General features: G+C 42.6%; 7 protein-coding genes. 1 reads left to right on the top strand and 6 read right to left on the bottom strand.

The window, feature by feature from the left end; translation table 11 throughout:
• Positions 1 to 1138 precede the first annotated feature (1138 nt).
• Positions 1139 to 2671: a recombinase family protein gene (locus tag F1381_RS20555; protein ID WP_151736722.1), complete on the top strand. Its 1533-nt coding sequence runs from the start codon at positions 1139 to 1141 to the stop codon at positions 2669 to 2671.
• Between the two features lie 625 nt (positions 2672 to 3296).
• Here the strand turns inward: F1381_RS20555 and F1381_RS20550 are convergent.
• The 6 genes from F1381_RS20550 to rlmD form a co-directional block, all read right to left on the bottom strand.
• Positions 3297 to 3983, bottom strand: a complete 687-nt coding sequence (locus F1381_RS20550) for a uracil-DNA glycosylase (RefSeq protein ID WP_151736721.1) — start codon at positions 3981 to 3983, stop codon at positions 3297 to 3299.
• Positions 3984 to 4484: 501 nt separating this feature from the next.
• A complete protein-coding gene (locus F1381_RS20545) occupies positions 4485 to 4796 on the bottom strand; it encodes a hypothetical protein (protein ID WP_151736720.1) in 312 nt (103 codons plus the stop codon).
• A 194-nt stretch (positions 4797 to 4990) separates the two neighbouring features.
• Positions 4991 to 5749, bottom strand: coding sequence for an HNH endonuclease (locus F1381_RS20540; protein WP_151736719.1), 759 nt, complete (start codon positions 5747 to 5749; stop codon positions 4991 to 4993).
• A 106-nt stretch (positions 5750 to 5855) separates the two neighbouring features.
• On the bottom strand, positions 5856 to 7937 hold the full coding sequence (locus F1381_RS20535) for a hypothetical protein (RefSeq protein WP_151736718.1): 2082 nt from the start codon (positions 7935 to 7937) through the stop codon (positions 5856 to 5858).
• A gap of 481 nt (positions 7938 to 8418) precedes the next feature.
• Complete coding sequence (locus F1381_RS20530; protein ID WP_151736717.1) at positions 8419 to 10731, bottom strand: hypothetical protein; 2313 nt, start codon at positions 10729 to 10731, stop codon at positions 8419 to 8421.
• A gap of 312 nt (positions 10732 to 11043) precedes the next feature.
• The gene (gene rlmD, locus F1381_RS20525) at positions 11044 to 12603 is read right to left on the bottom strand and encodes a 23S rRNA (uracil(1939)-C(5))-methyltransferase RlmD (RefSeq protein ID WP_151736716.1); all 1560 of its coding nucleotides are present in this window, start codon (positions 12601 to 12603) and stop codon (positions 11044 to 11046) included.
• Positions 12604 to 13007 lie beyond the last annotated feature (404 nt).

The raw sequence follows: 13007 nt of genomic DNA, 5'->3' as shown, positions 1-13007 counted from the left end.
ACCAGTTTCTTGTAGCAACTGGGACTGAAGTCAAAAGCAAAGACTGTAAGTAACTAAATCCCTCTGAAATCAAGAATTGAAACTTATTGTTCTTAGAAAATTCATCCGCAACTGTTAGATGACTATGCTGAATAGTCAAACCCTGCTCGGTCACTTTGCCTTAGTTACACCGACTACTTAATAAACAACCTTGCGTACCTCCGTGTTTTTAAAGAAAGTTCCCCTTCTATGTTCATTCCTCCACAAAGAGATTACCAGCATCGTATAAAGGTGCTGTTTTTACTGCAGCCTTCCACATGTAAGGATATTTCTATCAATGAGTAACACTTATGCATATCAAAATTACACTTTTTCTTGACTGATAATACATTGATCTGTAAGAACTTTCTCAACAAGATGTTATGACGTCAGTCGGTCGGCAAATTGGTGGGTGGGTGGGTGGGTGGGTGGGTGGGTGGGTGGGTGGGTGGTGGTTGTTCGGTCGGCGGAATGATTCTGAGAAATACCGTTACCACTACTCCCCTTTTACTTCCTTCTTTTGTGCTGCTGCAAAGGCTGAGAAGATGATTAATAACTTATGCTTAGCATCATTCTTGTCTTTAAACATCATTCATTTCATTATCCAATATAGCATCAACTTTATCTTCGGTTCTTCCTTCTATCATTATCCCACTCTAAAAATCACTCAGTAACTAAAAAAAAAATGTCCCGCATCGCGGTAATAATTCCCTTAAAATTCTCGTCTCCAATGATTTTTCCAACTATTCAGATAAATCAAACCCAAGTTCATCACTCACAACCTTCAACTTTCATATTTTTCAACGAAATACAAATTTATCAAGGAAAAAATTCGATATTTATTTTCCATCAACTATTAATTGATGGTTAACAAAAATAAATAAGTCGAATTTCCAAAGCGATTTGTTGTCTACAGCTTTTCATTCCGACAGTGTGAGCCGCACCTGCGCCATTGTGATTAGGGTTTTTAATGTTCCCTAATCCAATTTCGGGAGGAATACGCTTTGAAAGCAAACGAGAGTAAAAAAACAGAAATAATGGATAGGTCATTTGAGGGAGAAAAGCCCCTTCAAAGTGTTCTATTAGAGTGGCTAAAAAAACAAGTAGCAGGTGGCCGAGTATGAGATATAATGTGCTTGGCAATTACGGTTTAGGCACCCCCTATGATGGGGGAACAACAATGAAGGTAGCCACTTATATAAGAGTCTCAACTACTTTTGAAGAACAGGATTCTTCACTTATCAATCAAGAGGAGGGATTAGTAGACTACATTAAAAAAAATAATTGGTTGCTCTTTGATACCTACAGCGAGAGACAATCCAGCTTCAAGAAAAGAAAAGAATTCACCCGTTTAGTCAAAGATGCAAAGGATAAGAAGTTTGAAGTAATTCTCGTTAAATCACTTAGTCGCTTTGGACGTAGTATTGGCGAACTCAACACCATTATTCCCGAACTAGTAAATAAGGGAATCCGCTTTGTTGCAATTTCCGAGCAAATCGATACCCAACAAAGTGATTGGCAGACTAGATTAGCTATGTTCTCCATGATACACCAAATGTTTAGCCAAACTACATCAGATTATATTCGTTTGGCAGAAAGAGCGCGGGCATCACGGGGCGAATTTACTGGATCATTCCCGCCTTATGGTTACGAGAAGAAAAATAAAAAACTCATTCCTGCCACAAACGATACCCCAGAAATCGTCCGGCGTATTTTCTCGACATATCAAGAAGGTATATTAGGAATGCAAGCTATTGCCAACCAATTAAATGAAGAAGGGATTCCCACTCCAGCACAAATTCAAGGGAGAAACAACGGGAGTATGTATTGGTGCCAAAGCAGTATCGATTACATTTTAACTAATCCGGTATATACAGGTGATCTAGTAGCACAAAAGGAGCAAGCTGTCACTTTAGGAAGCAGCCAACGGAAGACTAAGGCCCCTTCAGAGCAAATAGTCATACCAGATAATCATCCTGCTATAATCTCTAGAGAACAGTTTCAGATGACCCAGTCACTGATTCAACGTAGATCACACAATAAGGTTTCCGGCCTACCAAACTTATTTACACACTTATTGTTTTGCGCTGATTGCGGAGCAGGCATGCATTGTGTAAAACGTTCCTACGGCAAAACGCATTACATGTGTGGCAAATCCAAGTTGCGTGGCAAAGATTACTGTAAACGCCACTCCATACATGAAGTGACTTTGTTAAATCTAATTCAAGCTGATATCCACCAACTTATGAACGAGCATGTCAACAAAGCTTCTCTTGTCAGTGAATTGCAAAAGAAGTCACGGACAAGAGAAAGAAAATTATCAAAGGAGGTCGCAGCTCTCCAACAAAATATCGATGTAATTAAAAAACGGATGCAAACAGCAACAAACAAATGGCTGGACGAGCAAATCTCAACAGAGCACTACCATGAAATATTAGAACCATTAAACAAGGAAAAAACTCTAACTGAAGAAAAATTACTGCACATAAACAGGGACAATAAAGACAGTGAAGGCAAACAACCCCTTCTCTCAGACATTGTTAAGCTTATTTCCCTGGAAACACTTGACCGAGAACTTCTTCTCATGCTAGTTAAGCGCATCGATGTAAGGGATGATGGAAAGGTACTCATTACCTACAACTTTAGGATTTAGTAATAATATATCTTTTTAAGGAAAGGGATGCCTAAGCATCCCTTTCTAAAACATCCTTTCTATATGTGGACACTACACACTCAACATGCACCGTCTAAGGAGTTATATAGACTTCGTATGCCCTCAGATAAATCCAGGGTGAAGCATCTTCCCCGAAAGCGAAGTTACCAGTTATCTTTCGACCTTCCGCGAGCTGAAACGCTTCGAAGATCGTTAGTTTTGCTCGTGTTGACGGGTTCCCATAGTTAAGCTCGTAAGGCTTATAGAGAGTCCCTCATCAACGAAACCCGCGCTCAATACTCCATCGAGTCGATATATGTCCCTAAGCACATCGTAACGGCCCTGATCATAGACACTATCGTCGGAGAGGGAGAACAGCTCTCCGACGACCTCCACTTTGAGTTTTCGCTTTAGGTACTTCAATTCTATGGCGGTTATACCGCTCCTCAAGTTTAACAACTATATTCAGAAGACTTTCCGGAGGTTTTACTTCGAAAAGAATTTTTGCATCGGGATGTGACATGGGGATCTGCCAGGCGAGGGCATGTTGGAAGTCTGCCTCGTTTGGGAATACAGGGCGATCGATTCGGAGTTGTTCTAATATCGCGTGAATATCCATGCTTTACTATTCTATCGGAAATAGGTCGCCGAATTGCTTTTGGAAGAGGTCGGCCCGACGCGGATGGTTGAGATGACCGATCGTGTTGATCTTGAGTTTCCGGCAGGCGGATTTTGCATTCTTCCCGACGCTTACGACCTTGATTCCAGGGAATAAATCAATGACTAACGGCAGGAGCGTCATGCCCCACTCGATTTCGTCTTGCTCTGGAGTTCGATTGTCACCGTTATCATTTAACGGGTGCAAAGGAACGACATTCCAGGCGACCACTGGGCGATGCAATCCTGCAACGCATTCCCAAAAGAAATGAGCTGAACGTTCCCACTGATTTCCATCCAATATAAATTGAGCTGTTGGAAAATGCTTTTTCAGCCCGCCTTGACGAATAACCCGTTCCGAAGTAAAGGGGATGCCTGTAATCGCGCAGCCGTCTTTACCGGGGGCCTCACCTATTAAGAGAACCTCCGGTTTGTTCCAAAACAGCAAGTTAAAGTAGTGCATAAGATTAAGGCGTTTTACATTCGACTCAGCGTAAAAGTTGCCGAGATTCGGACAAACTTGCTGGGATACGATCAAGTCAAGAATCTTTTGCGCCTTCGAAGTAAAGATCGATTCCTCTTCGACCACGGGATGCAGCCAAGCATCCCCTTTCTGGGAATATCCTTCGCAACTTCCTCTTCGACCTTTGCTCATTTCAATCGCCCCCTCTCGTTGGTACTATTATACCGCACCATATTATGGGGGGCACTCAGCATATCTGCTCGTATTTCCTACGACGTCCCTATATGAAGCATAGAAGGATGTCTCGATAGCTCGTTTTCTTGCAGGATTTTACCTAACCGAATTCCTTCTCTTCATCCTTCGCCAGTCGCCGTTTCCGCTGTATCACTTCGAGTATGCTTAAGGGCCCTTCGACTATCTCAAAGAAGGCTCTTCTATTACGCCCCCGATTTGTTCATGGGACAGTAGTGTAATCAGATAAGACGACGAGTTCAGAACATACAGTTCGTCCGGGCTAGATACCGAAATCTTTATCCAGTCCGTCTCGAAATAGCGCTTGTGCATCCGGGTGTCTGCGTAGTTGGTAACCACATAGTCGCCCTAAACGGTATATGAAGCCAACCGCAAGCGATTTTATTATGATAAAACCGGCGTTCGCTCAGATTCGCTACCAAATAACTTCGAAAGGCAATTTCATGAAGATACCTCTGCAGCGCTCAGGGGGTCCGAAAGGATCGTGAACAAGTACGAGGGCGCGATGAGTTTTTCCCGAAGCGCCCCCGGGCCACTCACCGGCATCTGTTCCCACGCTTTCTTGAAATATGAATTCGAAATACGGATTTTGGCTGTATTCGGGATGACATTCTCTCCGAATAGTCCGGAGATAACCTCATTTTGTAAATCGTCGATATTATTAAAATGAGCTATTTCAAGTCCCCAAATCTCTACTTCTGCATCTTCATCTTCATCTTCATATTTAAAAAATAACTCATCGGACTTAAACAAAATTTCAGTTTCAAACGTTTATCCACCAATATTGGGGTCTAGATTCCTTATTTTTTAACTTACAAATTGCAGCAATAAGAAATGGGGATAGTATTTTATGTTTAGATTAAAAGTTTCTTCAAAAAAGCAAATAGCAAGATAACAAAATAAGAAGGTATGCAAATACCCTAGATACCAAGAGATTGCTCTTAAACTTAAACATTGTCTTTGAAACAATATTCACGATGCCAAGTCATATACTGAGACTGTTGATCATTTATTCTTATTTTCATATCTTCATGAAGGTTCATTAAAACTCTTGTTGATTCATCAAGTAGTTTTGAAATAAGCAATGAACCGTTATCCATGAATGTAATATAACCTTTATCAAACATTGCATCATGATTTGGACATAGCAGTAAACCATTATATAGATCTAACCGTTCATGGTCGGTTGAATCCTTCCAAGGTTTAATATGACTTGCTATTAAAAACGCCTCAAACGTAACGCCACAGAATGCACAGCTAGAATTTTGTTTTAACAAGCCTTTTTTAAATACTGATTGCCCAATACGCGCTTTCGTTAGCATCTCTCTGTCTGTATGACTTAAGGTCTCCTCGTTAACATCCTCCATGAACGTCTGATTTAAGTCAAATAATTCATATTCGTCAATGATACCTTTTCTTTTTTTTGCTGTATATCTAAGCCCGATAGCGGTATTGGTCCCTAACAAAACAACCGTAAAGCCTAATTTAATTAATACATCATTTGTTTCATCACCACCACCGTGACCTTCTAGAAACCTACCATTTAGATCTAAATTAGCATAACGTAGTACTTCCTTTGGAGGATAACGCTTCCCTTGATAAAGCAACTCAAACTTTGTAGGTGAGTTTAAATCAATTGGGGCCATCAGTTCTATTCTTTGAAGTGCATTTATTATATTACTTCGGATGAAATTAGGCATTTGCATGTAAGCTGCCCCCTCTGATTATAATTGCTGTTCATTTTCTCTAAAACGAATGCTCCTGACATCAATATGTCATGGAGCATTTGTGTTTTAATAACAATTATATGATTTAGGCTTTTCTTTTTGTCCAAAATATACCCTTGCCATGTATATTCTCCATATTTTGAATTACATCTTCTTCCGTTGTCTTTGAACAAGCACAAGTCTTATAATTCTCGTTACATTTACTACAAGTAGAATCCGCAGAATACACTGGCGCTACCTGCAGTCTCCCTTTTTCAATTTCTTCAACAATATCTTTTTGTGATAACAACAACTTGAGTTCTACCATCACCGCTTTATTTTTTTCATCAAAATAAAGTCTGAAATCATTATGATCAAGGAATTTTCGTTCAAAATAAAGTAAACCTGTATATTTTAACATTTCACCAAGACGGGGCTTATCATTCGCTTCTGGAAAGCTTCCACTTAAGAATGTCGCTGCTGTTTCACACCAATCAGCACAATTTGTTTCCGCTGTTGGGAATTTACTACCCTGAAAAGCCAACCACTGTAGTATATCTTCTATATGCCCGGCAAAAGAGAATATTGCATTTTTTGTATCATAAGTGATTCCAATATTGAAAGTAATGGCACGATCATGATTTCTACGACTCCAAGATTCGCAAATTTCACGGATAACTTCTAACGTCACATTTGCTGATTCAACAGCATTGACACCTCTATGAAGTATAAGAGGAAAGTTTGTAATCATATCTTCAAAATATAATAATTCAATTCCGGATCGGGGCATTTCTATGGATTCTCCACGTTTTTTAAGGTTTTTAACTATTTCCAGAGTATCGGCTTCAATATAACGACTTTCAACTCCTTTAATAAAGATAGAGTTGGTTGCTCTAATCTTTCTTCCAGTTTGCTCAACCTTATCTTTGGTTTTATAAGATAAAGAAATGCGTACACCCTCACCTTTTTCCATATGACATGGAACATACTCAGATATAGGAACTTTGTCCGACTCGGGTTCAAGTAGTTCTGGCTTAAAATCTTTCTTATCATCAATACCACCCAAGTATTCTCCAACTAACATATTATCTCTGTAATAATGAGAAATAAGTTCTTTCCATTCAGAAACATTGATGTTACCATCAAGTCGCCAAATCTTATTATAATCAGTATCTTTGCCAGAATTACTTATATCAACATCCCAACGATTTAAAATTTTTTCCTCCGTGTAAAGCCTTATAGCCCCATCTAAGTGAAATGGTTCGTTTGAAGATGGATCTATCATACTATGAACATACCTACAACCATAAGCAGAATCACTAATTCCCAAACTTGGACGTTGGATAACTTCCTCACATTCAAATGTTTGTTTTCCATCTTGACTATGCCACCAAAATTCAGTCCTATCAATATCAGTAAAAAATTCATGTTTTTCTTCGCTCTTATGACAAGTGACACCATATGGTATATCCTCAAGTTTATCAGTAAACTTTGGCCCCCACCAATATTGAAATTCAAATACCTCGTGTAACGATTCCGGAAGTCCTAACATATCTTTATCAAGGGCAAGCCTAGTGATTAAACCTGGTTTTATGCTTAACTCAAAAAAACGTCTTAAAAATGGGGTGTTTAACGTGTTTAATCGTGAAAATGATCTTCTAAATAATGGACTAGCATATAGCAGTAACCCATCATGCTCAAAGATCCCGGGAGCTATTGGATTTAGCTTGGAAACGTCTATCAAACCGTTTTTGTCATCAGTTTCAAAAATTTCCGGAAAAATTCTTAATGCTAAATCTTTGTCTATAATAGACGCGGATTCAGTCGCATTAAATTTATAGTTTTCCGTAACTGCTGTTTTTACTCTATTAAGAAGTTTATCTCGGTATGGGGAGATAAAGTTCGAAACCTTATCATGATAATACTCTTTAATTTTCGTATTTATAATTTCTACTTCTTCAGTTTTTTCAGGTACATAAGTAAGATTTGCAGTTCTAACCATGCCAGGTTCAAAATGTAAGGCAGCTATTGTTGACCAAGCAATAGGCTTCTCGTGGTCGTGATTAAGAAATGATGGTACCCCTGTATTCCACGTATCTCTATAAGCTGATTCTAATGAACTCACAGTAAACTTAACATTTTGTTTATTTACCTTATCACTATTAATGACACCAAGTAGTCTTATCAATCATATCCTTCCTTTCAAAACAGGTTATATTTTCATTTCTCGTATCTAACCATACTGAGAAATAGAAAAAGGTCCGCCTACATATGAGATAACCAATATTTCACCAATTCCTTATATATTCAAAGTAGCCAAAAATAACATAAGAGGACAGTAAAGTCACTATCCCATTACTGGAGTTAATCGAGTATTATTTTCACCAGATTGTCGATTCGTTTCACAACATCCCTTATGAGTGCATCCCTCCAAAACCATCTTTATTCTCTAGTATATGAGTACAAGAAAATTGTTACATAATACCCTAGAGTTTGAGAGTATGTAGCTACACAAGGTGAACTTCCTAAACTGTTCCGTAGTCTCGTTATTTCATGCTCACTTATTTTAGGAGCTACTACCGATCTAACAAAGTATGTTTAATAGATCCACTTATAAAAATGTTGTAGAAAAGGAGCGGGTAAGTATGCACCGCTCCACCTTATCTACGCTATTCTACGTATACAAACCTATTGAATACTAATGACAAGGCGTTTTCCATCTGCCGCTGAAGTGCAGTTACAAGCTTATGTACGTATTCTGTACCATTTGGAAGTTGCTGACCGTCGTACGATTCAGCATAAACACTGAACTGCTCGGGAGTAAGCTGGAAGAGAGGTTCAGATTGATTCAGAAACCCCTGAAACACGTTATAATTTGAATAATATGTGCTCAAAAGATTAGCGAAAATCTGATGGTAGAGTATGTCGGCAACAAACTGTAATTGGGCCTCTTTAAAGAATTCAATGATGTGGGAAATGAATTTATCTTTCCCATCAATTTCTCCATTATATTCGACCGCTGCATTCGCCAACTGAGCGATAAGTTCGGCGGAAATAATATTCGACAGATTTGCAGGGAATCTGACATGAAAAGAATGATGGTTTTTAAAGTATCCTTCAAGAATGTTGGAGTCCCATCCCTCACCTCTTTTCAGACGAATAACGAGTGCATTAAACCCGTTCCCATGTGGATTACGACCCTGATTGTGTTCAATATTCTCAAGTGCCGGTCTTTTAACCTGGTTATTCGTCTCCGCTTTGGACCAAGTATCACGGAGGCACTGCACTAGCATTTTTGTATTCACTTCAAACGGCCGCTGGCTCCAACCCACATTGCTATGATAGGTGAATTTAATGAAAGAAGCTGCTTGAGCCAGATTGTCCGCAATTTTTTGTACAATATTGTTGACGACTGCCAGGGCTCCAAAATGTGGATCAAGTGAATCCCTATCAAGTTGGTTGACTGGATCTTTAAACATGACCGGAAGAACACAAACATTGCCTTGCTTACGGTCCTTAAGCGCCAGGGTAATGGACTTGGTTTGTTCTTCAGCCCGACTGATGACACTTTTTAAAATATCGATCTGATTCGTTTCCGGCTTATCATCATTAAAAAGGTCGTCAAGAGCATTGGAGGCCGTACTATTGTCTTTCTGAAGTTTATCTGCGTACTCATCCACTTTATTGCAGAGGAAAAATACAGGGACATTTTTCTTGTATTTGGCCATTTCCTGAGACATTTGAATCTCGAACTTGGTACCGTTGGGATTACCATGCATCGGGGTCAGGCATATCAAAGCATCATAACGAGTGCTGTATAGCATATGTCTCAATCGGTCCTGTTCCATTTGCTCATCAGACGCAAGATGAAATAGACCTTGGGTATCAACCAACGTTAGGCTTATACTATTCTGGTTGAAATCCTCATAAACAGAGCGAGTTTGACGCCGAACCTTATCCTCTTGAATTGCCTCAACAATCGTTTCCTTCATGGGTAGGTGAATGACAATTTCATCACAGAGAACTTCAAGGGAAAGCTTGCTGCCCTTTTGGATATTGTTATTGGAGAAAAAGGCTAATATAAATTCCTTATGGGTCGATGGAGTATTCACGTCAATGATCTTGAAATAATAGTCGTCGGCCGATTTGTTTTCTTTATCAAAAAACGAATGAAAGTAATGATCCAAGGATTCATTTAGACGGGTGTATACCTTGTCTATCACCTGCTGAATTTGCAAGTCGGATTGGATGAAGCTATGAAGCTTGGTTTTAATGGCATCTCGTAATTTCATTGAGTTCTTGGGCGCTTCATCTACATCAAGACTATTCGCTGCATGATTAAATATTTCAAGACCTTTAGATTTTAGAAAACCAGCAATGGGACCGGTTAACTCCCTCACTACTTGTAGGCGATCTTCCACCGGCAAAAGGGAATATTCCGCTTGGGTATTCATCGTGTTGTTAAAAGCTCGTTCTAGGTCATCCTCGACTTCGGATTCAATTTCGGAAACATCAATCATGCGGAGTTTCCTTTGGTAGGTTGCCAGCTTGTCGACCAATCGAGAGGTGATTCTTGCAATAAACTCCGGAAGAGGTACATATGGGGTCTTTGGCTTTACACTCACAATCATGTGATGTTCTAGAGCACTAGTGTAAACCAATTGACGGTCTACGATAGTAGAGCTACCCTCGCCAATGGTGAGATTCAAAAGCCGGGCTGCGCCATAAGTTGCGAACTGAGCTGTCACTGTTGTCTTTCCCGAGGCGGTAGGAGCCACAAGTAACGCTGTAACGCCACTTGGCCGAAGTTTTACTTTAGATGGATCATCTTGCAAGGTTTTAAGGAACTTCATTTCAAGCATCCCTTTCTGTAATTGGATTAAAAACCAAAAAACCACCACGCTACGCAGGTAGGGGCGGTAATGTACAGAAAGGAATAGGATCATTTTCATAAATAAAAATGTCCTGACCAAGCTTTCCATCGCTCATCCTACTTGTTGGCTCCCTCTCGGGACGCCTTTATAAGTTTTGATCGCTAGGGGTATTTGGTTTTTATATCCAAATGATACCTGTGGGACAAGCAGGACGTCAAGACCCAGTTGAACAATTTGCGTGGCCCTAGAGACACTGGAGTGTTCTGGAAACAAATCGTTGGCCACGTTTCAAACAAATGATAGAACGAACGAATTTGTCCCAAAAAATTGAAAACGCCCGATTCTGGAATCAGGCGTTCCCTTATTAATCTATTAATTTCGTCAACAATCAGTCAACTCTACTATTTTCTTGCTCCTGTTTCACATTTCCACTTCATCTGCACCACTCCCCAAACCCGCTCCACCACTGCATTCTATGCCCTCTGTACCATCTCTCACCAACAAAGCCACACTCTCTACGTGAACGGTATGCGGGAACATATCCACCGGAGTCACCTCGACGGTGGTGTACCCGCCATCCTCCAGCACCCGCAAATCCCGCGCCAGCGTAGAAGGATTACATGATACATACACTACGCGCTCCGGCTGCATCGCCAGGATCGTCTCCAGCAGGAGCGGGTCGCAGCCCTTGCGCGGCGGATCGACGACGATGACGTCGGGGGTGACGCCCTGCTCTTTCCAAGCCGGGATTACATCCTCGGAGGCGCCGACCTCGAACGTCACGTTCTTCATGCCGTTCAAAGCGGCATTTGCGCGTGCATCCTCGATAGCCTCCGGCACGATTTCTACGCCGTACACTTTATCCGCGTGCTGGGCCAAGAACAGGGAGATCGTGCCGATGCCGCAATAGGCGTCGATGACGGTCTCGCTGCCGGTGAGGCCGGCGTATTCGACGGTTTTGCCGTAAAGCACTTCGGTCTGAACCGGGTTGACCTGGTAGAAGGACCGGGCCGAGATGGCGAACTGCACATCGCCGATGTAATCGTAGATCACGTCGCTGCCCCAGAGCGTGCTGGTCTCGTCGCCGAAGATGACGTTGGTCTGCCGCGTGTTGACGTTCTGGCAGATGCTCGCCACCTGCGGCAGCTCTTCGCGGATGCTGCCGAGCCAGGCGTCCAGGTGCGGGATATCGCGGCCGTTCGTGACCAGCACCAGCATCATCTGGCCGGTGCGGAAGGCCTTCTTGACGACGACATGGCGCAGCAGGCCGCGGCCGGTCTCTTCGCTGTAGGCAGAGATGCCGAGCTCGCTGCCGAGCCGCTTCACGGCGGCGACTACGGCGTCGTTATGCTCGTGCTGGATCAGACAGGTCTCCATGTCGATGATCCGGTGACTGCCGCGGGCGTAGAAGCCGCCGACCAGGCCGCCGTCGGTAACGCCGATCGGCACCTGGGCCTTGTTGCGGTAGCGCCAAGGCTCGTCCATGCCGAGCGTCGGCCGGACGATGATGCCCTCTTGCAGGGCATCAGCCAGGGCTGCGGCAGGGTCCACTTCGTCCGGACTGCCCGCAGCTGCATCGGCCACCCGCAGCTTCCCGATCCGCTGCAGGTTGTCCACCACCAGCTGCCGCTTCCAGGCGAGCTGCGCGGTGTAGTCCATGTGCTGCAGCTGGCAGCCGCCGCACTGGTCATAGATCGGGCAGGGCGGCGCGATGCGGTCGCTGCTCGCCTGCACCAGCTCAAGCAGCTTGGCGTAGCCGTACTGCTTCTTGGTCTTGAGCACCTTGGCCCGGACCTTCTCTCCGGGCAGCGCTCCCTGCACAAAAAGGGTATAGCCGTCCGCGCGGCCTACCCCTTCGCCTTCATGGGTCATGCCGATAATATCGAGCACGACTTCATCATTCTTATTCACGGGCAGTCCGGCGACGGGCGCACTAGCGTCCCGGCGGTTCCCGCCGCGTCCACTGCGGTGTTTACTCATGTTCTGTATGTTCACTTCTTTCCTGATTATCGCTCTATTATCGAAGCGGGGGCCCAAATTTCCTAAGGGTCTTCCGGCTCATTATCTAAATCATTGCCTACATTAACCTGCATGCATCAGACAGGCGCAAAATAGAGAAAAAAACTACCTCTAATTCTTACGCTCCACTTTCCCCATGAAAATAAAGGTAAAAACGACCTCTAATTTCACAGAAATAGCCGATTTGGCTGAATCTTGCTGAATTAGAGGTAGAAAAAGCCACTAATCCTGCCGGAATGGCCTACGGGCTGAAATTAGAGGTAGAAAATGCCTCTATTTCAGCGGAACAGGCCTTTTCCATCCGAAAGGTGCTCAGACTGAAGAGCTGCTTCCCATACCCATGATAGTACTGGCGAACAAGCGCT

The sequence above is a fragment of the Paenibacillus tengchongensis genome (genome assembly GCF_008973665.1).
GTDB classification, from domain to species: Bacteria; Bacillota; Bacilli; order Paenibacillales; family Paenibacillaceae; genus Paenibacillus_AQ; species Paenibacillus_AQ tengchongensis.
This window is presented reverse-complemented; position numbering and strand designations above follow the sequence as displayed.

Excerpts from the sequence above, each read along its gene's own strand:
- F1381_RS20555 (WP_151736722.1), top strand. The coding sequence starts at position 1,139 with ATGAGATATAATGTGCTTGGCAATTACGGTTTAGGCACCCCCTATGAT.
- F1381_RS20550 (WP_151736721.1), bottom strand. The coding sequence starts at position 3,983 with ATGAGCAAAGGTCGAAGAGGAAGTTGCGAAGGATATTCCCAGAAAGGG.
- F1381_RS20540 (WP_151736719.1), bottom strand. The coding sequence starts at position 5,749 with ATGCAAATGCCTAATTTCATCCGAAGTAATATAATAAATGCACTTCAA.
- F1381_RS20530 (WP_151736717.1), bottom strand. The coding sequence starts at position 10,731 with ATGGAAAGCTTGGTCAGGACATTTTTATTTATGAAAATGATCCTATTC.
- rlmD (WP_151736716.1), bottom strand. The coding sequence starts at position 12,603 with ATGAGTAAACACCGCAGTGGACGCGGCGGGAACCGCCGGGACGCTAGT.